Consider the following 23,899-nt stretch of genomic DNA (forward strand, 5'->3'; position numbering starts at 1 on the left):
TTTCAGTATTTCTTGCAGTAAAGCCTTGAAAGTTCGGCTAAAGGTGAGCTAACCGCCGGAGATCCGGATGGGTTTCTATCTGCTTCATCTGCATCTACACGGCCTGTTTCGTGGCCACGAGCTCGAATTGGGGCGCGATGCCGATACCGGTGGGCAGACCACCTACGTGCTCGAGCTGATGCGCGCTCTGGCTGCCCGGCCTGAGGTGGATCGCGTTGAGGTGATCACCCGCCTGATCCACGACAAACGCGTTTCCTCGGATTACGCCCAGGCCCATGAGCCCATCGGTGATGGGGCCGCGATCGTGCGCTTGCCCTGTGGGCCGCGCCGTTATTTGCGCAAGGAGCTGCTCTGGCCCTATCTCGATGAGTTGGCCGATGGGGTGGTGGCTCACATTGCGGCCCAGGAGCGCCGGCCCGATTGGATTCACGCCCACTACGCCGATGCGGGCTACGTGGGGGCGCTGGTGTCGCAGCGCTTGGGCATTCCGCTGGTGTTCACCGGCCATTCCCTCGGTCGCGAGAAGCAGCGGCGCCTGCTGGCGGGCGGCATGGCCCACGATCAGATCGAGCAGAGCTATGCCATCAGCCGCCGCATCGACGCCGAGGAGCGCACCCTCGCTCAAGCGGGGTTGGTGATCACCAGCACCCAGCAGGAAGCTGAGCAGCAATACAGCCGATACGACCGGTTTGTGGCTGGCAACGCGGAGGTGGTGCCTCCCGGGGTGGATGCCCGCCGCTTCCATCCCCAGGAACTGAGCGGAGAGGAGCAGGCCGTTTCGGCCTTGATGCGCCCCTTCCTCCGGGAGCCCGCGAAGCCGCCGCTGCTCTGCATCTGTAGGGCGGTGCGCCGCAAAAATGTGCCGGCGCTGGTGGAGGCCTATGGCCGTTCTGCTCTGTTGCAGGAGCGCCACAACCTGGTGCTGGTGCTGGGGTGCCGGGAGGATTCCCGCGCCATGGAGAAACAGCAGCGCGATCAGTTCCAGCAGATCTTTGAGCTGGTGGATCGCTTTGATCTCTACGGCCGCATCGCTTATCCCAAGCAGCACCGCAACGACGACATCCCGGCCATCTACCGCTGGGCAGCCCGCCGTGGCGGGGTGTTTGTGAATCCTGCCCTCACCGAACCCTTTGGCCTCACCCTGCTTGAGGCGGCAGCCAGCGGTTTGCCATTGGTGGCCACCGATGACGGTGGTCCGCGCGACATCCTGCAGCGCTGCGCCAATGGCCAGCTGGTGGACGTCACTGATCTCGATGATCTGCAGCAGGCCCTGGAGAGTGCCGCTGGTGACCCCCAGCGCTGGTGCCGCTGGCGCAACAACGGCATCGAGGCGGTGAGTCGCAACTTCAGCTGGGATGCCCATGTCTGCGCTTATCTCGGCCTAGCCCAGCGCCGCTGTCAGGAGCTGTTGCAGCAGCGGCCGCAGCCGTTGCTGCCGGCATCCCCGTCGGCGCCGGTGAAGCGGCTGCTGCTGCTGGATCTCGATGTGTGCCTGGATGCCCCCGACCCGGCTGGCCTGCAGGAACTGCGCCGGCGTCTGGCGGCTGATACCAGCTGCGGTATCGGCATGCTCAGTGGCCGCAACTTCCCCTCAGCCAGCCTGCGCTATCACGAGCTGCATCTTCCGCAGCCGCAGGTGTGGATCCTGGAGGCAGGGGCAGACGTGCGCTACGGCGATGACGGTGTTGTCGATGCAGCCTGGCGCGATCACATTGCCCATGGTTGGCAGCGTGAGGCCGTGCAGCAGGCTCTGGCTGATCTGACGCCGCGGCTGTTGCCGCAACCGCAGGGGCAGCAGGGCCCTTTCAAGGTGAGCTACACCTTGCAACCGCCCCAAGCCGGGGTGCTCGAGATGGTGCGCCAGCGCTTGCGGCAGGGGCGCCTCGAGGCCCGCGCCCATCTCTTCCACCACTGGTTCCTCGATGTGTTGCCGCAGCGGGCCTCCAAGGCCGAAGCGATCCGTCACCTCAGCCTGCGTTGGGGCTTGCCGCTGGAGCAGGTGCTGGTGGTGGCCTCACAGCAGGGCGATGGGGAGCTGCTGAATGGCCGTGCCCTGGGGTTGGTGGTGGGCGATCACGACCGTTCGCTTGATGATCTGCGCCGCCGCTCCAAGGTGTTCTTCGCCTCCAGGCGTCAGGCTTGGGGTGTGCTGGAGGGGTTGGATCACTACCGCTTCCTGCGGCGTTGAACCCCACCCGCTTCAGAGGGGCGGCTGCTCCTGGCTCAGGATCAGATCGCGGTTGGGGTTCACGTTCGGCAGCCAATAGCTGATGTCTTCATGCCAGTAGGGCGTTCCCTCCAGGCGGCTTGAGCTGAGCTTGGTGGTGGCCATGGCGGTCACCAGGGCGCCCATATCGACCGGGGAGAGGTCGGTGAGCACGTCGTTGCCGGCGATGCTCATCAGCTCCGGCAGGCGGGTGGCCATGGCGGGGTTGGCCAATGTTTTGAAGACCTCCCTGAACACCAGCTTCTGGCGCTCCATGCGGCCGATGTCGCCGAGTTCATCGTTGCGGAAACGCAGGAAGCCCTCCAGCGCCTCTCCCTTGAGCAGTTGGCGGCCCGGGTACAGATCGATGTACAGGTTCTGGCTGTTGTCGACGTAGTACATCCGCTTCGGCACATCCACCTCAACGCCGCCGATGGCATCGGCCAGGCGCTGGACAGCATTGAGGTTGAGCACCAGATAGCGATCCACTCGCGCCGAGAGCAGCTTGCTCAGCTCCTGCTTCACCATCTCCGGCCCGCCACTGCTGTACAGCGAGTTGGCCTTCATCACGCCGTAGCGCTCGGATTCGATGAAGGTGTCACGCGGTACCTGGGTGAGCTCGGTGCGGCCGTCCTTGAGCTGCACCGTGAACATCACATCGGTGTTGGTGCTCACGTGATCGGTGCCCATGACCACGATGCGGCGATCCCCCATGCCAGCGGGGGCCACCAGGGCGCCGATCACGTTGTTGGGGTGATGGAGCCCCGCCAGCAGCGCTGTGGCTAGGTGGGGAATGGGGCCATTAAGGCCATAGCCCAGGCCGATGCCCGCCAGAAAGAGAGGCAGCCGCGGCAGACCTCGCCGAAGGTTGTTGGGCCGGCGCCGCTCATCCAGGGGCGTCACCGACGCCTTTTGGGCAGGTGCACCGCTGCGGCCGCGGCGCTGTTGCCGCTCCACAGGCTTCAGCCGGCCGCCGGAATTGCGGCGGCGCGGGGCGGGACTGGGCTGAGCCTGGGACATGAACGGTGTGCGTGGGCGCACCGTATCGCGCGTCTTCCCTTGTGGCCAGTGGCATCTGGGCCTCTCGGCCAGCTGGTTCAGGCCCCTGGCAGCACCGTGATGGCCGCCGCGGCCTGATCGGCGCGGCTGCGGGCTTCTTCCAGGCTGCCGCCGCTGGCCAGAACTACCCCCATGCGCCGATGCGGCCGTGCATCGGGCTTGCCAAACAGCAGCACTTGCACATCCACCTCGGCCAGGGCCTGCTCCAGACCGCTGAAGCACGCCGATGCGCTGGTTTGCTCCGCCAGGATCACGCGGCTGGCAGCCGGGCCGGTGGAACGGATCTCCGGGATCGGCAGGCCCAGCACCGCGCGCAGATGCAATTCGAATTCGCTCAGGTTCTGCCCCGCCAGCGTCACCAGCCCGGTGTCGTGGGGGCGCGGGGACAGCTCGGAGAACACCACCTCGCTGCCGCCATCGGCGCCCCTGCACACGAAGAACTCCACGCCGAAGATGCCGGCGCCGCCGAGGTTGTCGGTCACCGCGAGGGCCATGGTCTGGGCGGCGGCAAGCTGCTCCCACTCCAGGTGGGCCGGCTGCCAGCTGCATTGGTAGTCACCCCGTTCCTGGATGTGGCCGATTGGGGGGCAAAACAGTGTGGGGCCATCCCATTGCTTCACCGTAAGCAGGGTGATCTCTTGCTCGAAGTGCAGGAACTCTTCCACGATCACCCGGGCGCCGCTGCCGCGGGCGCCCGCCAGGGCTGCTTCCCAGGCAGCGGCGATTCCCTCAGGGCCATTCACCACGCTTTGGCCTTTGCCTGAGGAGCTCATCACCGGCTTCACCACCACCGGCCAGCCCAGCGGCGCGGCGGCGGCAGCCAGCTCCTCGGCGCTCTCGGCGTAGGCGAAACGGGCTGTGCGCAAGCCCAGTTCACTGGCCGCCAGATCGCGGATGCGATCGCGGTTCATGGTCACCGCGGTGGCCCGGGCTGTGGGGATCACGGTGATGCCCCCTCCCTCCAGCTCGGCCAGGGCATCCACCGCCAGAGCCTCGATTTCCGGGATCACCACATCGGGCTGGTGGCGCTGCACCACGGCCTTCAGCGCCTCGGGGTCGGTCATGGCCACCACCTCGGCCTGATCGGCCACCTGCATGGCGGGCGCACCGGCGTAGCGATCCACGGCGATCACCCGACAGCCGAGACGCTGAGCGGCGATCGCCACCTCTTTGCCCAGCTCGCCGCTCCCGAGCAGCATCAAGGTGCGCGGAAAGGTAGGGCTGGCCATGGCCGCGGCTGAGACGAGAGACTGCCCCGATCCTGCCCCGGCGCCTTCCTGTGCTGCTGTTCCTCCCGCTGGCCTATGCAACAGCCGGTGATGCTGCCAATGGCCTGCTCAACGGCCTGAGTATCGACACCCTGCAGCGTTGGACGCTTGTGTACCTGGGCCTCTCATCCCTGGCTTTCATCGTGGTGTGGCTGGTGGGCTATTTGCGCCGCCCTGGTTGATGGGCTGGAGGGTTAGGCCGGATCGATCAGGTCGAGCTGCCGCACCGGTGATTGTTCGTCAATGAAGCCATAGGCGGCAAACACGGAGGTTGCGTGATGTGTGATGTGCTGACCATCGCAATGACGCTCCAGCACAAAGCCTTCGGAAGCCATGCGTCGCATCAGCGCTGCAGCTTCTTCAAAGCGGGCCGCCATCGCCTCGAGGCTTGCGCAATCGGCCGTAAGACCGGCCTCCTTCCAGGTGAAATAAGCCATCAGGGGAGCAGCACCAGACCCGCTATCACCAGTATCAGGCTGATCAGCCAGAAGCCCACGACCACCTGCTGCTCGCTGGCGCCGCCCAGCTCGAAGTGGTGGTGCAGCGGTGCCATCCGGAACACGCGCCTGCCCTGACCGGTGGCGGGGTTTTTGGTGGCCTTGAACACCCACACCTGCACGATCACCGACAGGGATTCCGCCAGGAAGACCCCGCCCATCAGCAGCAGCGGCCAGAGGCTGTTGCTGAGCAAGGCCACCGCTGCCAGGGCCGAGCCCATCGCCAGGGAGCCCGTGTCGCCCATGAACACCCGCGCCGGGTGCCGGTTGAACAGCAGAAACCCCAGCCAGCAGCCGGCCATCGCTGCGCAAAAGCCCGCCATGGCGGGATCACCCTCATGGCCCCTCAGCATCAGCTGAATGCCCAGGCCGCTAAACACGATGGCGCCGCAGCCCGCCGCCAGGCCATCGAGGCCATCGGTGAGGTTGGTGGCGTTGCTTTCAGCCAGAAACACAAACAGCCCCAGCGGCAAGATCAGCAACCCCAGCGGCAGCACCCAGCCCAGGGGGAGGGCGATGAACGGTGCGATCTGCTCATCCCAATGGGCCCAGGCCAGAAAAGCGATCGCGCTGAGGGCTTGCAGCAGCAATTTGCCGCGGGGGCTGAGGCCCGTGTTGTGGCGTTTGGTGAGGCTGCGCCAATCGTCGATGGCGCCGATGGCCATCGACGTCAGGGTGATGGCTGCCACCGCCATTAGCCGATCGTCGGCCGGTGCCACCAGCCCGCCAGCGATCACGCCTACCGGCACCACCAGCAGGCCGCCCATGGTGGGGGTGCCTGCCTTGCTCTGGTGCGCTTGTGGCCCTTCCTCTCGGATCACTTGGCCGAGCTTTAGCCGTCGCAGCTGCGGCACCCCCCAGGCGCAGAGCAGGGCGCTCACGGCGGCACTGATCAACAGCGGTGGTGCCAGCTGCGGTGCCTGGCTGAACCAGTCGCAGAGGGCGCTCAGCCCCAGCAGCAACAAGCCCAGCAACAGCGCCAGGGAGCGGCTGTTGCTGGGCATGGAGGCGATCAGCCTGGTGGGGGAGATCAAGGGTGCTGAGGAGTCAGTCTTCCCAGTCTTCCTCGTTCTGTTCATCGGCGGCGTTGTACTCCTCTTTCTCGCCCATCAGCGCCGAGAGCTCTTCTTCTTCCACGGTGCTCACATCGCTGTTGGCGGTTTCCTCATCGGCCACCAGGCGGCCGCTGCTCTCCAGCCAGCTGAGCAGATCTGGTTCTTCGCGCAGGGGAAGCACTGGAGCCGGCTCGTTGCGGCCGTAGCGGGTGAGCGACGGGTTGATCCCATCCAGCTGGCTGAGGCTAGTGCTGAGGTTGCTGCTCATTGCTGACGGCTAGGGCTGCTATGGCACGAACGGCTGGCGGCCGGGTAGGCATCCCAGCGCGAGCCAATCCGTCATCCTATCGGAGTCCCCCTCCTGAGCCGCTCTGGCCTCTTCCGCTCTGCATACCCTGCGCTCCCTGCTGGGTCCTTGGCTGTTGGCGCTCTTGCTGAGCGCTCTGCTGGTGGCCGCGGGCTGGCGTTGGCCCACGCCCCTGCTGGAGCAGGCCTGGGCCCAGGCGGATCCAGGCCTGCCGGCGCTGTTGGCGCTGGTGTTGGTGCTGGTGCCGCCGGCCTTGATGGCGGCTCTATTGGTAGCGCGCATGCGGCGCCACGGCGACAAGGGAGAATCGGTCGATTGCGTGCATGGAGAGCGTTGATGGGCCGGGCCAAGAAGGCTGTGCTGGCGTATTCCGGCGGTGTGGACACCAGTGTCTGCATCCCCTACCTGAAGAACGAGTGGGGCGTGGAGGAGGTGATCACCTTCGCCGCTGATCTGGGCCAGGGCGATGAGCTGGAGCCGATCCGCCTAAAGGCGCTGGATTCCGGGGCCAGCCAGTCGATCGTTGGAGACCTGATCGAGCCGTTTATTCGGGATTTCGCCTTCCCGGCGATCCGCGCCAATGCGCTCTACGAAGGTCGTTATCCCCTCTCTACGGCCCTGGCCCGGCCCCTGATTGCGCGCCGTTTGGTGGAGATTGCCCGTGAAGTGGGTGCGGATGCCGTGGCCCATGGCTGCACCGGCAAGGGCAACGACCAGGTGCGTTTCGATGTGGCGATCGGTGCCCTGGCGCCCGACCTGAAGGTGCTCACCCCGGCCCGGGAGTGGGGCATGAGCCGTGAGGAAACCATCGCCTACGGCGAGCGCTGCGGCATCCCCTCGCCCGTGAGCAAGAAGTCGCCCTATTCGATCGACCTCAACCTGCTGGGTCGTTCCATCGAGGCAGGCCCGCTGGAAGATCCCAACGTGGAGCCGCCTGAGGAGATCTATGCCCTCACCGTGAGTGTGGATGCGGCGCCCGATCAGCCTCAGGTGGTGGAGATCGGCTTTGAGCAAGGCAACCCGGTGAGCATCGATGGCGTGCACCTTGATCCAGTGAGCCTGATTCGCCGCGCCAACGAGCTGGCCGGCAGCCACGGTTTCGGCCGGCTCGACATGATCGAAAACCGGGTGGTGGGCATCAAGAGCCGCGAGATCTATGAAACCCCGGGGCTGCTGCTGCTGATCAAGGCCCACCAGGAGCTGGAGAGCCTCACCCTCGCTGCCGATGTGCTGCGCAGCAAGCGCCAGCTCGAGCAGCAGTGGGCAGATCAGGTGTATCAGGGCCTCTGGTATGGCCCGCTCAAGGACGCCCTCGATGGTTTCATCGAGCGCACCCAGCGCACCGTGAACGGCACGGTGAAGGTGAGGCTGCATAAGGGCAACGCCACCGTGGTGGGCCGCAGCAGCGCCAACAGCCTCTATGTGCCTGACATGGCCACGTACGACGCCGGCGATCAGTTCGATCACCGCGCCGCCGAGGGCTTCATCTACGTGTGGGGGCTGCCGACCCGTCTCTGGGCCGCCAGCCAGCGCTGAGGCTGGTGTTGTCCCGACTCAGGCAGCGCGTGGCCCTGGCTGATCGGCTCGGCCCATGCGCCGAATCGCCGGCCGGCTGGGCAGCTGCGGTAACGACAGATCGGTGCTGGGCTGCCCGTCGCTGGGATTGAAGCGCAGCCGCACCTCACCAGGCCTCGGCGCCAGCAGTTGAATCTGTTGGCGCAGTTCAGTGTTGTCGTCGAGCAATCGCTCTTGCCGCTCCAGCACCGGTTGAAGGCGCTGTTCAAACTTGCGCTCAAAGATCGCTGGGATCTCGTCGAGCAGCGATTCCAACTCAGCGATCTGCAGCCTTGCTTCAGCCAGTTTGCGTTCGGCACTGGCGAGGGCGAGCTGCAATTGTTGCTCACTCAGGTTCAGCCCGGCTGGTTGCGCAGCCATGGCCTGGTTTTGTTCAGGCTGCCGATCGGTGATTGTGTCGTCCACCGCCCGCAGCCCAGCCATAAAAAACCGACCAAACCTTAACGAAGGCTTGGTCGGGATTCAATCTGTGAGAAGCGATCAGGCTTCGCTGGTCTGCAGCGCAGCAGCGTCGCTGCTGGCTTGGGCCACGGGGCCGCTGCGGGGGGTAGGGAGAGGGCCGTCTTGCTTCACGGTGAGATAGCGAATCACGTCTTCGCTGATGCGCATCGCCTTCTCGAGGGCGGCCACCTGCTGGCCGTCGCCGTTGTGGGCGAGCTGCACGTAAATGCCTTCTTTGTGCTTAGCGATCGGATAAGCCAGGCGGCGCTTGCCGCGCATCTGGCAATCGAGCACCTCAGCGCCGGCTTCCGTCACCAGATCGCGGTATTTGGTGACATGGGTTTCCACCTCTTCTTCCGGAATGTCCGGACGAAGGATGTACATCGTTTCGTAGTAGGGCTGCGACATGGCTTGCGCGATCCGACGTGGACGCCGAAGGGAACGGTGGCTGGTGGGCCGAGGCTGGGCCCCTGCTCTCCAGCGGCGGATCGTCCACCCTACAGCTGCATGCGCACGGCTTCCGAGAGGCTCGGCACATCGGCCTCCTTGCCCCGGATGCACTGCACCACGGCGAACAGGAGCAGCACGAACATCCCCAGAAACACCGTGTTGGCCAGGGTGCGGCCGGCAAAGCCAAGGCTGCCCAGGCGCAGCAGCTGGAAGGCAAGTGACAGCACCACCAGCACGATGTCGAGCAGGATCGCCTGCAGCACGTTGAAGCGCAGGAAGTAGGGGATACGCGGGTTGCGTACCACGGCCAGGAACAGCACTAGGAACAGCAGGAAACCACCGAAGGGCACGCTGTTCTCCAGCAGAAGCAGCGGGATCGCCGGCACGACCAGCCACTGCAGTGCGGGAAAGATGTTGTCGAGCGATTCGCCGAAGGGCAGGGCGTCGCTCCAAGGCAGCAGGTAGGCGAGCAGCGCCAGTAACCGTTGCCACCAAGGGATGTCGCCCATCACGCTCTCACCAATGCTGTTGAGGCTATGGCAGCTGCTCAAGCAGTGCTTGGCGCATCACCTCCACCGGCACATCGTTGCGGCCGCTCCAGAGGCGCAGGGCTGCCGCGCCCTGCTCCACCAGCATGTCCAGCCCATCGAGGCTGCGGCAGCCTCGGCTGGCGGCCCGCTGCAGTAGTTGGGTGGGGCGCGGTGTGTAGATGATGTCGTACACCCAGCAACTGGGCTGCAGAGCTGCGAGGTGGCGATCGCTCAGGGGGCAGGCTTCCGCGGCCTGGGGGTTGCTCGCCGAGGCCATGCCCACCGGCGTGGTGTTCACCACCAGGCTGGCTTGGTTGAGCGCATCCGCCAGCGCCAGCCCATCGCTGCTCCAGGGCAGGGCCTGGAGCTGGGGTGCCCAGGGCTGGCAGTCGGCGAGAAACGCGGCGAGGGCTTCCGGTCGCCGCCCCGCCAGCTGAATGTCGTTGAACCCCAGCTGCACCAGGCCCGCCACGACGGCGCGGGCACTACCGCCGCAACCCAGCACTACCGCCCGCTTGCCGCTCCAGTTCGAGGCGCTGCGTCGCAGCGGTGCGCAGAAGCCCTCCACATCGGTGTTGGTGCCATGCCAGCCGCCACCGGCGATGGGCACCAGGGTGTTCACGGCGCCCAGTCGCTGGGCCAGGGGGCTGAGCTCGCGGCAGAGCTTGGCCACGGCCTGCTTGTGGGGGATGGTGACGTTGAGGCCGCGGCAGTTCATGGCTTCGAGGCCTCGCACCACGGCGGCCAGCTCAGCGGCGGGGGCGGGTAGGGCCAGGAAGGCCCAGTCGAGCCCCATGGTCTGCAGCGCCGCGTTTTGCATCACCGGTGAGAGCGAGTGATGCACTGGCTCGCCCAGCACCCCCACGAGGGCAGTGGTGCCGCGGATGCTGGTGAAGCCGGTCACGCTGGGTCGGGCGCTGTTCGGCAACCACACCTAGCCCCAGCAGGGGCCCGCTGTTGAGGATGCCTCCAGTTCAGAGGACATCCATGGGCAAGGTTGTCGGTATCGACCTTGGCACCACCAACAGCTGCGTGTCGGTCATGGAGGGCGGCAAGCCCACCGTGATCGCCAATGCCGAGGGCTTCCGCACCACGCCCTCTGTGGTGGCCTACACCAAGAACCAGGATCAGCTGGTGGGTCAGATCGCCAAGCGCCAGGCGGTGATGAACCCGGAGAACACCTTCTATTCGGTGAAGCGCTTCATCGGCCGCCGTGTCGACGAGGTGAACGAAGAATCGAAGGAAGTGAGCTACGGCGTTGAAAAGGCTGGCTCCAACGTGAAGGTGAAGTGCCCGGTTCTGGGCAAGCAGTTCGCCCCTGAAGAGGTGAGCGCCCAGGTGCTGCGCAAGCTGGCTGAAGACGCCGGCAAGTATCTCGGTGAAACCGTCACCCAGGCGGTGATCACGGTTCCCGCCTACTTCAACGACTCCCAGCGCCAGGCCACCAAGGACGCCGGCAAGATCGCCGGTCTCGAGGTGCTGCGCATCATCAACGAGCCCACGGCGGCTGCACTGGCCTACGGCCTCGACAAAAAGAGCAACGAGCGCATCCTCGTGTTCGACCTGGGCGGCGGCACCTTCGACGTGTCCGTGCTCGAGGTGGGCGACGGCGTGTTCGAGGTGCTCTCCACCTCCGGTGACACCCACCTGGGCGGCGACGATTTCGACAAGGTGATCGTGGATCACCTGGCCGACACGTTCAAGGCCAACGAAGGCATTGATCTGCGTGCCGACAAGCAGGCCCTGCAGCGTCTGACTGAGGCCGCTGAGAAAGCCAAGATTGAACTCTCCAGCGCCACCCAGAGCGAGATCAACCTGCCGTTCATCACGGCCACCCCCGAGGGCCCCAAGCACCTCGATCTCACCCTCACCCGCGCCAAGTTCGAGGAGCTGGCCTCCAAGCTGATCGACCGCTGCCGCGTGCCGGTGGAGCAGGCCCTCAAAGACGCCAAGCTCTCCTCCTCCGAGCTCGACGAAGTGGTGATGGTGGGTGGTTCCACCCGGATCCCCGCGGTGCTTGAGCTGGTGAAGCGCGTCACCGGCAAAGACCCCAACCAGACCGTGAATCCCGACGAGGTGGTGGCCGTGGGCGCCGCCATTCAGGGCGGTGTGCTCGCCGGTGAGGTGAAGGACATCCTGCTGCTCGACGTCAGCCCCCTGTCCCTGGGCGTGGAAACCCTGGGCGGTGTGATGACGAAGATGATTCCCCGCAACACCACCATCCCCACCAAGAAGTCGGAGGTGTATTCCACGGCTGTCGACGGGCAGACCAACGTGGAAATCCACGTGCTGCAGGGCGAGCGCGAGATGGCCAGCGACAACAAGTCGCTTGGAACCTTCCGCCTCGATGGCATCCCCCCGGCCCCCCGTGGTGTGCCTCAGATCGAAGTGACTTTCGACATCGATGCCAACGGCATCCTGAGCGTGACCGCCAAGGACAAGGGCAGCGGCAAGGAGCAGAGCATCTCGATCACCGGTGCTTCCACCCTCAGCGACAACGAGGTGGAGAAGATGGTGAAGGACGCTGAAGCCAACGCCAGCGCCGACAAGGACAAGCGCGAGCGCATCGACCTGAAGAACCAGGCCGAAACCCTCGTGTACCAGGCCGAGAAGCAGTTGGGCGAACTGGGCGACAAGGTGGGCGCCGAGGACAAGAGCAAGGTGGAGGCCTCCTCCGCCAAGCTCAAGGAGGCGATCGAGAAGGAGGACTACGACACCATGAAGTCGGAGCTCGAAACCCTGCAGCAGGCCCTCTACGCCGCTGGTGCGGCTGTGTACCAGCAGGCCGCAGGTGCTGAAGGTGCCGCTGCTCCCGACGGCAACGGTGCAGGTAACGCTGACGCCGCCAGCGATGACGTGATCGACGCCGAATTCACTGAATCGAAGTGAGCCATTCCCGCTGACTCATCAACCCCGGCAGCTGCCGGGGTTTTTTCATGACAGCCCCACTTCCTGCGCTGGCCCCGGAGCTCTGTCATCCGCTGCGCGCCCTTCACCGTGGGCGCAATCATCCAAGCGGCATGCCGGAATCGAGAGTCTTCGTTGCGATGTCGGCTGCCCTGGGCCTGATGGCTCCTGTGGCTGCATCCGCTGCTGATCTTAATATCTCTGGCGTTAGCCAGTACAACCTCACTGCGTCACGCGACAGCCTGGAGCAGGTGACATCGATCACCCAGTTCTCTGACGTGCAGCCCACTGACTGGGCTTATCAGGCTCTGGGCAACCTGATCGAGCGCTACGGCTGTGTGGCCGGCTACCCCAACGGCACCTACCGCGGCAACCGTGCAATGACCCGCTTTGAAGCGGCCGCCTTGTTGAACGCTTGCCTCGACCGGATCACCGACGTGACCGACGAGCTGAAGCGTCTGATGAAGGAGTTCGAAAAGGAACTCGCTGTGCTGAAGGGCCGCGTGGATGGCCTCGAGGCCAAAGTGGGCGAACTGGAAGCCACCCAGTTCTCCACCACCACCAAGCTCTCAGGTGCGGCCACATTCGTGCTTGGTGCGATGAACTTCGGTGGCAGTAATCGCGCGGCTGTTGATCAGTACCGCACTGAGGAGGGTGCCACGACATTTAACTATGATGTTCGTCTCAATTTTGATACCAGCTTTACAGGAAGAGATCTGCTGCGCACCACCTTGAGGGCGGGGAACTTTGCAAGTTCTGGTTTTGGTGATGGTGATCATCAGCAGCAGCTGGAGGTTGCCTTTCAAGAGGATGCATGTGCCGCTGGCCTGAGCTGTGAGAACGTGCTGGCCGTTAATCGTCTTTTTTATCAGTTCCCAATCGGGGAGCATGTGACGGCCACCGTGGGTGGTCGGGTTCGCCAGGACGACATGTTGGCGCTTTGGCCAAGTGTGTACCCCGCTGACACGGTGCTTGATTTCTTTACGCGTGGTGGTGCCCCTGGTACCTACAGCCTCAATCTTGGAGCTGGTGCAGGCCTCTGGTATCAGAAGAATGGCTGGAGTCTGAGTGTGAACTATGTGGCGGCCACTGGGAACGCTGGCAATAGCAGCGGCTGGGGGAGTGATAAGGGGGGTATCGGCACTCGCTATTCCAATGAAACGGGAACCGTTCAGCTCGGTTATACCGCAGACCAGTGGGGTGCTGCTGTTGCTTACACCTACACATCTCCGTTTGATTATGGCCAGGTTTACGGTGGTGCGGGAACGCCAATGGCTTCTTACATTCCTGCTACAGCAGATAGCACAAGCTCATTGGGCCTGAGTGCCTATTGGCAGCCTGCTGAGAGTGGATGGATCCCTTCGATCAGCGTGGGGTGGGGTTTGAATGTGAGCCAAGGCAACTCATCGAGCGGCTATGCACCTCGTGAATTGGGTTCACCTGACTCACTGGGTAATCGTACGTTGGCGAATTACGATGATCATGCTGTGACGCAGTCATGGTCTATTGGCCTTCAGTGGCTTGATGCTTTTGTGAAGGGAAATGCTTTGGGAATGGGTGTAGGACAAACCACCTTTGTAACCAGCGGCGTTGACCTTCCTGCTACGGATGGCAATTATGCTTGGGAGTGGTGGTACAAGTTTCAGGTAACTGACAATATCTCTGTGACGCCGGCTGTGTTTTATCTCAGTCGACCTTATGGTGCCCTCAGTGGGCGTGGATCATCCAGTGTGGATAGCACGTTCAATAACTTCGCAGCCTTGATCAAAACCAGTTTTAAGTTCTGATGGTCTTGTGCTGATGCAATGAAAAGGGGGCGCAAGCCCCCTTGTTTTGAAGAGCTTGAGCTCCGCTGCCTCTGAGCTCCTGCTGATTATTCGCCGATCTGTGATACAGCAGCCTTGGCTTTCTCAATCACGGCGGGGGGCATGGTCACGTACCCGAGCTCGGGAGCCTGGGCCTGGGCCTGCTCGGAGAGCATGAAATTGAAGGCCTTACGTAGCAGTTCAGTGTTGGGGCCGTTGCCGTTTTTGTAGGCCAGGATCCAGGTGAAGGTCACGATCGGGTAGCCCTTTAGTGGGTTGGGGTTGCCGCCGATCAGCTCGGGGCCCAGATCGATTGACCCCAGTGCTTCGCTTTCGGTGGCACTGGTGGGCTTCACCACCTCGCCGGATGCATTCGTGAGGGCAGCAGCTTGAAGGTTGCCCTTCACATAGGCCGCTTCCACATAGCCCAGGCCACCTTCCACCTGGTTGAGCTGAGCGGCGACGCCCTCATTGCCCTTAGCCCCAACGCCGGTGGGCCAGGCCACGGTTTTAGCGCTGCCGGGACCGTTGTTCCAGGCATCTGAGATGGCGGCCAGATGCTTGGTGAAGTTGTAAGTAGTGCCTGAGCCATCCGAGCGGTGCACCACGGTGAGCTTCTGATCAGCGCAGCCCAGCTGGCTGTAGTTGGTGATCTTGCCCAGGAAAATCTCAGCGAGCTGCTGCTGGCTGAGCTTGAGATCACAGCTGGGGTTGTTGTAGGCCACAGCAATGGCGCCGGCGGTCATCGGGATCTGCAGCACACCGCGGCTCACCTTGGCGATGTCTTCAGCTTTCATCGGCGCATCGGATGCACCGAAATCCACGGTGCCGGCCGTGAACTGGCGCACGCCAGCTCCCGAGCCCACCGACTGGTAGTTCACTTTCACGCCCTGCTCGGCCAGCTCCTGGAACCAGCGCTGATAAATGGCTGCTGGGAACGAGGCGCCTGCACCAGAGAGGTTTCCGCTGGGGCCACCGCCCCCCCCGATCGAGCAGGACACGAGGCTCAAACTGGCGGCAACGCCGGCTAGGCCGGTGACGACACGTGCAGTGGTGGTGCGGCGCATATGCAGAGATGTAGTCGCGGGTGGTCGTGATGTAGCGACCCTGAACTGACCCTATGTGCAAGATCAGACTGTGACTTAAAGACGAGGTAAAGGTTCCGAGGATTGGATCTGCTCCAGCACCCAGGCCGCGCTGGCCGGTGCCAGCAGCACGCCATTGCGGTAGTGGCCGCTCGTGAGCAGTAGCCCTGGCTCCAGGGCTTCGAGCAGTGGGGCCGGGCGGTTGTCGGGGCGGGCGCGCAAACCCTGCCAGTGCCGCACCACATCGGCCTGCTGCAGCCAGGCCGGGGCATGGCCGCCTAACTGCAGCAGCTCCTCCAGCGCCTCGGGTGAGCCTGTGGTGTTGCCGGGTTCCACCGTCGCCCCCAGCCAGAGCCGGCCACTGGGCCTCGGCACCAGATTGATGCCACCCCAGCTGATGCTTCCAGGCCAGAGCTCTGCGTTGCAGTCGGCCGGTAATTGCAGCTCCAGGGCTTGACCGAGCACGGGGCTCTGGGGGCGCGCGTGGCCAAGGGGTGCCAATAGCGCCGGGCTGCCCAGGCCTGCCGCGATCACCAGCCAATGGCTGAGGCGCCTCTGGCCCGAGCTGGTGTGCACACACCAGCGCTCGGTTTCGCTGGCGCCGCTCCGCTCGATCCGCAGCACGGGCTTAGCCAGCGTGTCTAGGCCCTGTCGCCGGGCATCGCTCAAGAGTGCCTCCATCGCTGGCATCGGATCGATCTGACCGTCGTCTGGGGAGAGCAGGCCACCCATCGCGGCGGCGGGCAGTGCGGGCTTGAGGGTTTCCAGTTCCGGCTGCTGCACCAGGCGCAGAGGCAGGCCCTGCCGCTGGCGCTGCTGCACGAGCTCCTGTTGCGCCTGCCACTCCTGCGCGTTGGCGGCCAGCTGCAGCAGCCCCGGCCGCAGCGGAATGGAATGGCCGCGGCGCTCGAGTTGTTCACGCCAGCTGTGCCAGAGCGCCAGCGATTGCTGGCGCAGCCGCCAGCCCCGGCCACTGCTGCGCCTGAAGATCTGCGCCATCAACAAGCCCAAGGCGGCGCTGCTGCCTGCCTCGCTCGACTGCCCCTGGGCCAGGGCTGGATCGATCAGGGCCACGCGATGGCCATGTTCGCTGAGCCACCAGGCCACAGAAAGGCCCACCACGCCGGCACCGATCACAGAGATCGACGTGGGCCTGCGGGTGGGCGTTGCGATCGAACTGATGATGTGAGGAGGCTGAATCAGGCCTGCTTCAGATCAGCTTGCACCTGGGCGGGCAGAACCTGCGCATAGAGGCCAAAGCCGCTGGCCACCTTGATGTAGGCCTTGCTCAGGTTGTTGGCGTCCTGCAGGCGGGCGGCTTCATCGAGCTCGGCCAGAGCTTCCTTGAGGGCGTCAGCGCGCTTGTTGGCTTCGGGGCGCTCGGCGGGCAGCAGGCGCTGGTTGATGTAGAGCATCTCGCGGCCCACTTCCTGCATCGGGCCGTGGATCAGGTTGCGGGTGAAGGTCCAGTCGCGCTCATTCACCAGGGTGGCCAGCTCAGGCAGGCGGTTGCGGGCCGACAAAAAGCCTTCGGCTTGGCGTTCGATCACCGCGATGTCTTCAGCGCTGAGGGTGGGGGCCTTGGCCTTGCCGCCACTGCAGGCGGTGAGGCCGAAGCTCAGCACCAGAGCCAGGGCTACGAGGGCAAGGCTGCGCAGGGTGGATGACAAACGGGTGATCAGCGCGGACATCGACTGAGCAGCCATGGAATCGGAGCTTGATTGCGGGACTTTACCCAGGGGTTTTGGCCCAGGAGCGCTTGTGGCGCGACCTGCAACCGGCTGTGAGCAACCGGCCGGCAGAATCCATGGTTTCAGGGCAGCGCCCCGCCTCGCCATGACGGCTGCCACGGCCATCCTTCAGATGATCTGCCCGGACCAGCCCGGTCTGGTGCGGGAGCTCTCCGGGTGGGTGGCAGGCAACGGCGGCAACATCGTGCATGCCGATCACCACAGCGACCAAGGCGCCGGGTTGTTTCTGAGCCGCATCGAGTGGCAGCTGGAGGGCTTCGGCTTGCCCCGCGAGGCGATCGCACCTGCGGCGGTGGCTCTGGCTGAGCGGTTGCGCGGGGAGCAGAAGGTGACCTTCTCGGATGAGAAGCCCGCCGTGGCCATCTTCGTGAGCAAGCAGGATCATTGCCTGCTGGATCTGCTCTGGCGCGTACGCACCGGTGAGCTGCCGATGCGGGTGCCGCTGGTGATCGCGAACCACCCGGATCTGGCATCCATCGCCGCAGAGTTCGGCGCGCGTTTCGAGCATGTGCCGATCAGCAACGCCAACCGCGAGGAGGCGGAAGCCCGGCAGCTGGAGTTGCTGGCGGAGCACGGGATTGAGCTGGTGATCCTGGCCAAATACATGCAGGTGCTCACTCCGCGTTTCCTGGCGGCTTTTGATCCCCCGGATGCCTTTCACCGGGTGATCAACATCCACCACTCCTTCCTGCCGGCCTTTATGGGGGCTCAGCCCTATCACCGCGCTTGGGAGCGAGGTGTGAAGCTGATCGGTGCCACCGGTCACTACGTGACCGAGCACTTGGATGCGGGGCCGATCATTGCCCAGTCCACCGTGTCGGTGGGCCATCGCGATGAAGTGGATGATTTGATCCGCAAGGGGCGCGACACCGAGCGCCTCGCCCTGGCCAGGGCGGTGCGGCTGCATCTCAAACGCCAGGTGATGGTGTATCGCGGCCGCACGGCGGTGTTTGAGTGAAGGCTCTGCTTCAACGGCTCGACGGCCAGCGGCCGCTCCAGGCCGATCGCCTCGGCTGGCGATGTTTCCAGCTGGGTGTGTTCGTGCTGCCCTCCAGCGCCCTCTTTGCAGGCTTGTTGCTGTTGGTGGCCCTGATCCAGGGCAGTCGTCGCCGCAGCCCCTGGTGGCACGACCGGGTGAACGGTGTGCTGGCTCTGATCGCTGGCTTGATGGTGCTGGGAGCCGCCGCCGCCAGCCTGCGTGTTTCGGCTCTACCGGCGTATCCACCCTCGTTGGCCTGGTTGGGGCTGTTCAATTGGTTGCCTTTCTTCTGGGCCTTTTGGGGCTTCCAGCCCTATCTGGCGGATTCTCCAGGGCGTCGCCGCGCTGCCCTGGCCCTCGTGGCGGGCACGGTGCCGGTGCTGGTGACCGGTCTGGGCCAGCTGTGGTTGGGCTGGCATGGACCCTGGCAGATGCTTGGCGGGGCCGTGATCTGGCACCTCAAGCAGGGGGGGAACCCCCGCGGGAGGCTCTCGGGCCTGTTCGATTACGCCAACATCACGGCTGCCTGGTTGTCGCTGACCTGGCCGCTGCTGTTGGCGGCGCTGCTGGCTTGTTGGCGGCGCTGGCGCGACCGTGCCGCCGGAAGCAGCTGGCGCCTATGGGTGGTGCTGGCTTTGGCGGCGGTACAGGTGGGGGCCCTTTATCTCACCGATTCCCGCAATGCCTGGGGGGCGATGCTGCTGGCGGTGCCCCTGGTGGCTGGTCCTGCCAGTTGGTTGTGGTTGTTGCCCTTGCTGCTGCTGACCCTGCTACCGGTGGCCCTAGCCACCTTGCCCGGTATCCCTGCCCTCTTGCAGGATCCTGCGCGTGCCTTGGTGCCCCAATCGATCTGGGGCCGCCTCAACGACCTCAATCACCACAGCCAGCGCAAGTGGGCTTCGCTGCGGATCACCCAATGGAGCGTGGCGGCAGGCTTGATCGCTGAGCGCCCCTGGCTGGGCTGGGGCGCGGCGGCCTTCAGCGTGATCTATCCCCTGCGCACCGGCCGGTGGCATGGGCATCCCCACAACATCGCTTTCGACTTGGCCATCAGCCATGGCCTCCCGGCGGCGGTGCTGCTGGTGGGCTTGGTGCTCTGGCTGTTGATTCGCGGTGCCCGCCAGGGCATGGTGCAAGGCCCGGTGTTCGATCGGGCCTGGTGGGCGGCGGTGCTGGTGCTGGCGATGCTCCATGCCAGTGACATTCCGATCTACGACAGCCGCATCAACATCGCTGGCTGGATCCTGCTCGCGGGCCTGCGCTGTTGGTTCCCTAGTCCAGGGCCTCGTGCTGGTGTTTGAGCAGGGTGGCTTTGGGCAACGGTCCCTCTAGGTGTTCCCAGGGCAGCACCCGCCCCGGTTCCCAGTTGGCGTGGATCACCTCTTCCCACGGTGGCGGTAGTGGTGCCTCGGCTGAGGCCTCGCTTTCCCGCACGGCCCGATAAGCCTGCTTCCACCCCCCCAGGCTTTCGTGGCGGCCGCGGGCGGCAGCGATCACCGGAGCTAGGCGGCGGTCGCTGCGGGAGAGCAAGGCCTGGATCACGCTCCAGCCGTAGCTCTCGGGGCGCAATTCGATGCCCTTGGGCTTGAGCCGCTTGGCCAGCAGCTTGAGCCGCTTCTCGGCTTCAACGCGGACTCCTTGCCACTGAAAGGGCGTGTGGGCCTTGGGCACAAACGTGCTGACCCCGAGCGACAGCCGCAGCCCGGGAGTGGCTTTTTTTAGGGCCAGCAGCAGCTCGGCGGTGGCCTCCACATCGGCCTCTGCTTCGCTCGGCAGCCCCACCATTCCGTAAAGCTTCAGGCCGCTGAGGCCACCTTCTTTGGCGTAGCGGGCGGCTGCATAGATCTCCTCGGTGGCCAGCTTCTTGTTCACCACCTCACGCATGCGCTCGCTGCCGCTCTCGATCGCGATCGTGAGCGATTTGCTGCCCCGTTTGGCCAGGATCCGCCCCAGCTCGGGCGTCACCGTGGCGGCCCGCACCGAGCTCACGCTCACCCGCGTGCCCTCGAAGCGATCGCCATCCAGCCACTGCAAGAGATCGGCGAACTGAGGGTGCTGGGTCACCGATGCCCCCAGCAGCCCGAGGCGCTGTGTGGCGGTGAGACCCTTTTCCACCGCAGGGATTAGGCCGTCATCAAGGCTTGGGGTGCGAAAGGGCAGCGTGAGGTAGCTCGCGAGGCAGAAGCGGCAGAGCTCTGGGCAGCTGCGCACCACCTCCACCATGTGGATATCAGGCCATGCCGCCTCCGGTGTGATCACCGTGGAATGGCTGAGGGTGTTGCCGCGCCAGGTTTGCTTGGCCGCCGTAGCCGGGATGCCTGCTTCGGTGGGCTCAACCGCCAACAGCTCCCCATCTGCGCCGTAGCGGGGGGCATAGAGCGCCGGCACATACACACCCGGCACCTGGGCCAGCCGCCGCAGCCGTTCGGGTCGAGGGGCTTCGCGACATGCCTGCAGGGCGTCGATGAAGGCGGGCAGCAGCAGCTCCCCGTCACCGAGCAGCACCACGTCGAAAAACGGTGCCAGTGGTTCGGGGTTGGCGGTGAGCACCGGGCCGCCGCCGAACACGATTGGGTCCCGATCCCCCCGCTCGGCTGCCCAAAGAGGGATGCGCTGCTGCTCGAGCAGATCCAGCAGCACCGGTCCATCCAGCTCCCAGCTCAGCGACAGGCCGAACAGATCGCAGTAGCGGTGAGCTGGGTCGCCCTGGTCGGTGAACAGGCGCCGCACATCCACATCGGAGCGGCGGGCCAGGGTGGCCCACACCACCTGGTAGCCGAGGCTGGTGATCCCCACTGTGTAGGTGCTGGGGAAGGCCAGCACCGCCCGCAACGCACCCGCCTCCGGCTGGGCGGGTTCAAACAGCAGGGTTTCCTGGTTCAGGGTTGGCCTGGGCGCGATCGCACCAGGCTCTCACCCGGCCTCGCTCAGATGCTCCAGGCCACACCATCGATCGCGTAGCCGCGGGAGGTGAAAAATTGTTCGTCCCCGGCGGCGGCTGAGAAGCCATAGGCGCCGGTGCTGCTGTTGAAGTAGCGCACGAAATCAGTGGAGCCGGTGCTGGGGGCAAGAGCACGGAAGCCCAGATCCCCACCGCTGTAGTTGCCGCTGCTGATTAATTGATCGCGTTCGGCAGAGCTGGTGGTGTAGTAGTGCGTTTGCGTGGGTGTGTGGAACAGGCTGTACACATCAACGGCATTTTTGTTGTTCGCCTTCAGGCCCCGGAAAGAAGCGGCTAGGAAGATATAGCCCTGGTCATCCTTCAGGGTGTCGATGGCTTCAGCCGTGTCGGTTGTGTAGAAGGTGTCGTAGGTGGTGCCCGAATCAATTCGGGTCACAACCCGTTGGCCGGTGAGTGGGTCGGCCAGCGATGAGGCTTCGGCAGAGCGCTTCTTGGTCTGTTTGTTGTCTCCGGGGATGAAGCCCACACGGGCTCCTCCGTATTGATACATCGAACCCAATACCTGGCCATAGGGGTTGCTGGTTCCCGTGGCTGTGATCCAGAGCTGATATTCCTTGGCGTTGGCAATGCCGCCATGCACTTTGAAGTAGACCGGAACATTCTCTTTGTTTTCTGAATCTGGTGCCTGGATCGCTGCGGTCACCGTGTCGGTGTACTCCACGAGATTGCCGCCCTGGTCGTAGGTGAGCCAGGGTGATGGCGTGGCGGCGCCGCCCACATTGGTCACATTGGCTTTGCCGTTGCTGCTCGCATCGATTGAGGTGTCGGTCGGTGCCCAGAACACGCGGCTGTCGTAGTTGGCGTAGCCTTTTGAGTTGATCGTTGATTGCGACAGCTTTTTGTTGACAACCTCGCCCTTGTTGTTCACATTGACCCCGCTCGAGGGTTGACTGTTGCTGGAGGCCCAGTAGGCAGATGTCAGCGGTTCAGGAGCTTGATTGCTGCTGGTTGGATAGTAGTAGTAGGGCGTGCCATTGTTCGTTTTCGAGCTGGCATAATAAGCGGCTTTTGTCCATTCGTTTTCGCTGGGTAAAACGAAGCCGTTTGTGTTCTGCCGCTGGGCGTAGGCATAGTTGTAGTCGTTAAGGTTGTACGCGCCCGTCAGGATATCGTCTGAAAAGCGAACATATTTGGTAGAGAGTTTTACGTTAAATCCTTCTGGGCTTTTGGCTTTGTTGCCTTTTTCGGCGACCACCTTGCCGTTGCTGAGGGCGTTCACGAAATAGAGATATTGAAACATATTCGCCCACATCATTGGCTTGTCGGCCCAGTTCTCATCTGCTAGCGCATAGTGCTGGCCATCTTTGGCGTGCTTGAGCTGGATGATTTGCCCTTGGTAGGGATTTTCAATGGGTGAAAAGCGGTTGTTGTAGAGGGTGATGCCTGTCCAGGGGAGTTGTTCGTTGGAGCCGTCTGGATCAACGGCATTCAGGAAGGTCACATATTGCTTCGCTGTGATTTCGTATTGGCCGATCTCGAAGGCGTAGGGAACGGCGCCGAGCTGCTGGTAATTGCCCACTGTGCTTGGTTCATCGCTCGTGCTGCCGCTGCCCCCAGGATTGCTGGCTGGCACGGTGGCTTTGCTCGGATCCTCAAAGCCTTTGATGCCGATGGAGGGATTGCCAGGCTTGGCAACTCGGGAGAAATTGAGGGTGACGTCGTATTGCTGCTTTTGCGAGAGGCCCATGGCCCTGCCTTTGCGGTGATTCCTAAAGGCTAGCCACGCGATGTTGGGCTGTCATGGGCCGTTGCTTGTTGGTGCCATGGGGCCTATCAGTAGCGGTTTGAGGATCAACAGGTTTTTGGTGAGGGCGAATACCAAGGCCATCGCTGTGATTGCTGAATGTGCGCAGGCGGTGATGAAAGTGCTGGGGGCGTGGCCGGTGGTGACCTCTGCCCAGTCTGCGGCCACCGGCCTTGAGGTTGGATTGAGAAAAGATCTGATTGCATTAGGGCTGTAGAGCTTTTGCCGCGTTTTGTGTCTCTTTCTTCGCATGCAAGCGTTTGATATTGCTTGCTTCGCGAAGCATCTCTAGCCCTTTGAAAGGACTCTTGCTCCTGATCGCATGCCTGGTCGTCGCCTTCAGTACACCTCACCCTTTCAATACAATCCTGGCAATAGCTCTGAAGTGGTGACGTACCTTCAGGGGCTGAAAGGTGGCGATCTCCCGGGCACCTATCTCTTGGTGGGCGCCTACACCCGCAATCTCAACGGATCAAGCCCTACGCCTGAGGACCCCGCCATTGTTGGTTTTACCTATACCGGTGCCGTGGACGGTTCCAGTGCGGATGGATGGCGGAGTGTGCAGGGCATCACGCAGTTGGGCACGTCCGGCACTTACACCTTTGTGCACTCGGTGGATGGTGGGTTGGCGGTGGGTAATACCGACAACGCTGATGTGGATGATCTCACCGGTTACTTCAGCTTGAGTTCAACGGCCTTCATCGTGGATCTCGAGACCGGCCTGCAGACTCCAATCCGCTACCCGGGGCAACGTGATCCATTGGTGACCCACACTGCTTATGGCATCTGGGATAATGAAGATGGCACCTACACCATTGCTGGCGGCTCGGGTGAGCGGCTCAAGCGCGGCAACAGTCGTGTGGATTCGGGTGAGGCCTATCTGATTGATTACGACAGCGTTACGGGCCGCTTCAGTAACTACACCAGCTTTGCCTATCGCAACCGAGATCGCACTGATCTGATCAGCCATTTTGAGGGCATCTATCGCACGAAGAGGGGCGCCTACCGCTTGCCCGCCACCAGCGTGGCGTTGAACCGCAAGGGTGATGCAGCGATCGCTTCTGTCGTTACGGTGAAGCGCAACAAGCGTGATGATTTCAAACCCGAGGCCAATTGGCGCGATCTGAAGGTGACCCGCAGTAGCGATGGGGAGGCGAGTGTGATCAGCACGGCGAACTCACAGTTTCGCCAGGTCACCGTGGGCTTCGCGAACTATCCCGATGGCAACGGCGGCCTCACACCCTTGGATTTTGTTGCCCAACCACTGCTGATCTGACG

Annotated in this window: 23 protein-coding genes; 9 read left to right on the forward strand and 14 right to left on the reverse strand. The window is 63.7% G+C overall.

What is annotated here, in order from left to right; translation table 11 throughout:
• The first annotated feature begins 67 nt into the window (after positions 1-67).
• Positions 68-2,188, forward strand: a complete 2,121-nt coding sequence (locus tag KJJ24_RS11985) for an HAD family hydrolase (RefSeq protein WP_214338994.1) — start codon at positions 68-70, stop codon at positions 2,186-2,188.
• Positions 2,189-2,200: 12 nt separating this feature from the next.
• Here KJJ24_RS11985 and KJJ24_RS11990 read toward each other — a convergent pair whose 3' ends face one another.
• Both KJJ24_RS11990 and purT read right to left on the reverse strand, forming a co-directional pair.
• Positions 2,201-3,226: an LCP family protein gene (locus KJJ24_RS11990; RefSeq protein WP_214338996.1), complete on the reverse strand. Its 1,026-nt coding sequence runs from the start codon at positions 3,224-3,226 to the stop codon at positions 2,201-2,203.
• A gap of 77 nt (positions 3,227-3,303) precedes the next feature.
• Entirely contained in the window at positions 3,304-4,494 is a 1,191-nt protein-coding gene (gene purT / locus KJJ24_RS11995; protein ID WP_214338997.1) for a formate-dependent phosphoribosylglycinamide formyltransferase, read from the reverse strand.
• A gap of 50 nt (positions 4,495-4,544) precedes the next feature.
• Between purT and KJJ24_RS12000 the strand changes: the two genes are divergently transcribed.
• Positions 4,545-4,715, forward strand: a complete 171-nt coding sequence (locus tag KJJ24_RS12000; protein ID WP_214338999.1) for a cytochrome B6 — start codon at positions 4,545-4,547, stop codon at positions 4,713-4,715.
• A 12-nt stretch (positions 4,716-4,727) separates the two neighbouring features.
• Here the strand turns inward: KJJ24_RS12000 and KJJ24_RS12005 are convergent, their stop codons facing one another.
• From KJJ24_RS12005 to KJJ24_RS12015, 3 genes are read right to left on the reverse strand one after another with little or no spacing between them, the layout of a single operon-like run.
• Positions 4,728-4,970 (reverse strand): hypothetical protein, encoded by a 243-nt coding sequence (locus KJJ24_RS12005; RefSeq protein ID WP_214339001.1) that lies wholly within the window; start codon positions 4,968-4,970, stop codon positions 4,728-4,730.
• On the reverse strand, positions 4,970-6,034 hold the full coding sequence (mraY, locus tag KJJ24_RS12010) for a phospho-N-acetylmuramoyl-pentapeptide-transferase (protein WP_214339003.1): 1,065 nt from the start codon (positions 6,032-6,034) through the stop codon (positions 4,970-4,972). Before mraY ends, KJJ24_RS12005 begins: the two co-directional genes overlap by 1 nt.
• Before the next feature lie 43 nt (positions 6,035-6,077).
• A complete protein-coding gene (locus KJJ24_RS12015) occupies positions 6,078-6,353 on the reverse strand; it encodes a DUF3134 domain-containing protein (protein ID WP_214339005.1) in 276 nt (91 codons plus the stop codon).
• A 154-nt stretch (positions 6,354-6,507) separates the two neighbouring features.
• On the opposite strand from KJJ24_RS12015, the gene KJJ24_RS12020 reads away from it, so the two are divergent.
• Positions 6,508-6,729 carry a hypothetical protein gene (locus KJJ24_RS12020; RefSeq protein WP_250544747.1) on the forward strand — a complete coding sequence of 74 codons (222 nt, stop codon included), beginning with the start codon at positions 6,508-6,510 and terminating at the stop codon, positions 6,727-6,729.
• Entirely contained in the window at positions 6,729-7,928 is a 1,200-nt protein-coding gene (locus tag KJJ24_RS12025; RefSeq protein WP_214339007.1) for an argininosuccinate synthase, read from the forward strand. Before KJJ24_RS12020 ends, KJJ24_RS12025 begins: the two co-directional genes overlap by 1 nt.
• A gap of 18 nt (positions 7,929-7,946) precedes the next feature.
• Here the strand turns inward: KJJ24_RS12025 and KJJ24_RS12030 are convergent, their stop codons facing one another.
• The 4 genes from KJJ24_RS12030 to KJJ24_RS12045 all read right to left on the reverse strand — a co-directional run bounded on the left by KJJ24_RS12030 (position 7,947) and on the right by KJJ24_RS12045 (position 10,322).
• Complete coding sequence (locus KJJ24_RS12030) at positions 7,947-8,327, reverse strand: hypothetical protein (RefSeq protein WP_214339010.1); 381 nt, start codon at positions 8,325-8,327, stop codon at positions 7,947-7,949.
• A 120-nt stretch (positions 8,328-8,447) separates the two neighbouring features.
• Positions 8,448-8,816: a 30S ribosomal protein S6 gene (gene rpsF, locus KJJ24_RS12035; RefSeq protein ID WP_214339012.1), complete on the reverse strand. Its 369-nt coding sequence runs from the start codon at positions 8,814-8,816 to the stop codon at positions 8,448-8,450.
• Positions 8,817-8,905: 89 nt separating this feature from the next.
• Complete coding sequence (locus KJJ24_RS12040) at positions 8,906-9,367, reverse strand: Tic20 family protein (RefSeq protein ID WP_214339013.1); 462 nt, start codon at positions 9,365-9,367, stop codon at positions 8,906-8,908.
• Positions 9,368-9,392: 25 nt separating this feature from the next.
• Complete coding sequence (locus tag KJJ24_RS12045) at positions 9,393-10,322, reverse strand: shikimate dehydrogenase (protein WP_214339014.1); 930 nt, start codon at positions 10,320-10,322, stop codon at positions 9,393-9,395.
• Positions 10,323-10,375: 53 nt separating this feature from the next.
• Here KJJ24_RS12045 and dnaK point away from each other — a divergent pair, with 53 nt between their 5' ends.
• Both dnaK and KJJ24_RS12055 read left to right on the forward strand, forming a co-directional pair.
• A complete protein-coding gene (dnaK, locus tag KJJ24_RS12050; protein ID WP_214339015.1) occupies positions 10,376-12,277 on the forward strand; it encodes a molecular chaperone DnaK in 1,902 nt (633 codons plus the stop codon).
• Positions 12,278-12,435: 158 nt separating this feature from the next.
• Positions 12,436-14,082 (forward strand): iron uptake porin, encoded by a 1,647-nt coding sequence (locus KJJ24_RS12055; RefSeq protein ID WP_250544757.1) that lies wholly within the window; start codon positions 12,436-12,438, stop codon positions 14,080-14,082.
• Between the two features lie 86 nt (positions 14,083-14,168).
• Here the strand turns inward: KJJ24_RS12055 and pstS are convergent, their stop codons facing one another.
• The 3 genes from pstS to psbQ all read right to left on the reverse strand — a co-directional run bounded on the left by pstS (position 14,169) and on the right by psbQ (position 16,876).
• Positions 14,169-15,167, reverse strand: a complete 999-nt coding sequence (gene pstS / locus KJJ24_RS12060; RefSeq protein ID WP_214339016.1) for a phosphate ABC transporter substrate-binding protein PstS — start codon at positions 15,165-15,167, stop codon at positions 14,169-14,171.
• A gap of 75 nt (positions 15,168-15,242) precedes the next feature.
• Positions 15,243-16,304: an FAD-binding oxidoreductase gene (locus KJJ24_RS12065; RefSeq protein ID WP_214339018.1), complete on the reverse strand. Its 1,062-nt coding sequence runs from the start codon at positions 16,302-16,304 to the stop codon at positions 15,243-15,245.
• Between the two features lie 80 nt (positions 16,305-16,384).
• Entirely contained in the window at positions 16,385-16,876 is a 492-nt protein-coding gene (psbQ, locus tag KJJ24_RS12070) for a photosystem II protein PsbQ (RefSeq protein ID WP_250544769.1), read from the reverse strand.
• Positions 16,877-17,021: 145 nt separating this feature from the next.
• Here psbQ and purU point away from each other — a divergent pair, with 145 nt between their 5' ends.
• On the forward strand, positions 17,022-17,894 hold the full coding sequence (purU, locus tag KJJ24_RS12075; RefSeq protein ID WP_214339023.1) for a formyltetrahydrofolate deformylase: 873 nt from the start codon (positions 17,022-17,024) through the stop codon (positions 17,892-17,894).
• The gene (locus KJJ24_RS12080; protein ID WP_250544771.1) at positions 17,891-19,216 is read left to right on the forward strand and encodes an O-antigen ligase; all 1,326 of its coding nucleotides are present in this window, start codon (positions 17,891-17,893) and stop codon (positions 19,214-19,216) included. The genes purU and KJJ24_RS12080 overlap by 4 nt, the downstream gene beginning before the upstream one ends.
• On the opposite strand, the gene KJJ24_RS12085 is transcribed toward KJJ24_RS12080, so the two are convergent.
• Both KJJ24_RS12085 and KJJ24_RS12090 read right to left on the reverse strand, forming a co-directional pair.
• A complete protein-coding gene (locus tag KJJ24_RS12085) occupies positions 19,188-20,738 on the reverse strand; it encodes a radical SAM protein (protein ID WP_214343645.1) in 1,551 nt (516 codons plus the stop codon). The two genes, KJJ24_RS12080 and KJJ24_RS12085, sit on opposite strands and share 29 nt — an antisense overlap.
• 104 nt (positions 20,739-20,842) lie before the next feature.
• Positions 20,843-22,564 (reverse strand): hypothetical protein, encoded by a 1,722-nt coding sequence (locus KJJ24_RS12090; protein WP_214339026.1) that lies wholly within the window; start codon positions 22,562-22,564, stop codon positions 20,843-20,845.
• 379 nt (positions 22,565-22,943) lie between these two features.
• On the opposite strand from KJJ24_RS12090, the gene KJJ24_RS12095 reads away from it, so the two are divergent.
• Entirely contained in the window at positions 22,944-23,897 is a 954-nt protein-coding gene (locus KJJ24_RS12095; RefSeq protein WP_214339030.1) for a hypothetical protein, read from the forward strand.
• Positions 23,898-23,899: the final 2 nt, after the last annotated feature.

The organism is Synechococcus sp. LA31 (genome assembly GCF_018502385.1).
Classification (GTDB): domain Bacteria; phylum Cyanobacteriota; class Cyanobacteriia; order PCC-6307; family Cyanobiaceae; genus Vulcanococcus.

What these genes read in the sequence shown, in the direction of transcription:
- KJJ24_RS12090 (WP_214339026.1), bottom strand. Translation starts at nt 22,564, where the DNA reads ATGGGCCTCTCGCAAAAGCAGCAATACGACGTCACCCTCAATTTCTCC.
- KJJ24_RS12030 (WP_214339010.1), bottom strand. Translation starts at nt 8,327, where the DNA reads ATGGCTGCGCAACCAGCCGGGCTGAACCTGAGTGAGCAACAATTGCAG.
- KJJ24_RS11985 (WP_214338994.1), top strand. Translation starts at nt 68, where the DNA reads ATGGGTTTCTATCTGCTTCATCTGCATCTACACGGCCTGTTTCGTGGC.
- mraY (WP_214339003.1), bottom strand. Translation starts at nt 6,034, where the DNA reads ATGCCCAGCAACAGCCGCTCCCTGGCGCTGTTGCTGGGCTTGTTGCTG.
- KJJ24_RS12055 (WP_250544757.1), top strand. Translation starts at nt 12,436, where the DNA reads ATGTCGGCTGCCCTGGGCCTGATGGCTCCTGTGGCTGCATCCGCTGCT.
- pstS (WP_214339016.1), bottom strand. Translation starts at nt 15,167, where the DNA reads ATGCGCCGCACCACCACTGCACGTGTCGTCACCGGCCTAGCCGGCGTT.
- dnaK (WP_214339015.1), top strand. Translation starts at nt 10,376, where the DNA reads ATGGGCAAGGTTGTCGGTATCGACCTTGGCACCACCAACAGCTGCGTG.
- KJJ24_RS12015 (WP_214339005.1), bottom strand. Translation starts at nt 6,353, where the DNA reads ATGAGCAGCAACCTCAGCACTAGCCTCAGCCAGCTGGATGGGATCAAC.
- KJJ24_RS12025 (WP_214339007.1), top strand. Translation starts at nt 6,729, where the DNA reads ATGGGCCGGGCCAAGAAGGCTGTGCTGGCGTATTCCGGCGGTGTGGAC.
- KJJ24_RS12005 (WP_214339001.1), bottom strand. Translation starts at nt 4,970, where the DNA reads ATGGCTTATTTCACCTGGAAGGAGGCCGGTCTTACGGCCGATTGCGCA.
- KJJ24_RS12095 (WP_214339030.1), top strand. Translation starts at nt 22,944, where the DNA reads ATGCCTGGTCGTCGCCTTCAGTACACCTCACCCTTTCAATACAATCCT.
- KJJ24_RS12040 (WP_214339013.1), bottom strand. Translation starts at nt 9,367, where the DNA reads ATGGGCGACATCCCTTGGTGGCAACGGTTACTGGCGCTGCTCGCCTAC.
- purU (WP_214339023.1), top strand. Translation starts at nt 17,022, where the DNA reads ATGACGGCTGCCACGGCCATCCTTCAGATGATCTGCCCGGACCAGCCC.
- KJJ24_RS11990 (WP_214338996.1), bottom strand. Translation starts at nt 3,226, where the DNA reads ATGTCCCAGGCTCAGCCCAGTCCCGCCCCGCGCCGCCGCAATTCCGGC.
- purT (WP_214338997.1), bottom strand. Translation starts at nt 4,494, where the DNA reads ATGGCCAGCCCTACCTTTCCGCGCACCTTGATGCTGCTCGGGAGCGGC.
- psbQ (WP_250544769.1), bottom strand. Translation starts at nt 16,876, where the DNA reads ATGTCCGCGCTGATCACCCGTTTGTCATCCACCCTGCGCAGCCTTGCC.
- rpsF (WP_214339012.1), bottom strand. Translation starts at nt 8,816, where the DNA reads ATGTCGCAGCCCTACTACGAAACGATGTACATCCTTCGTCCGGACATT.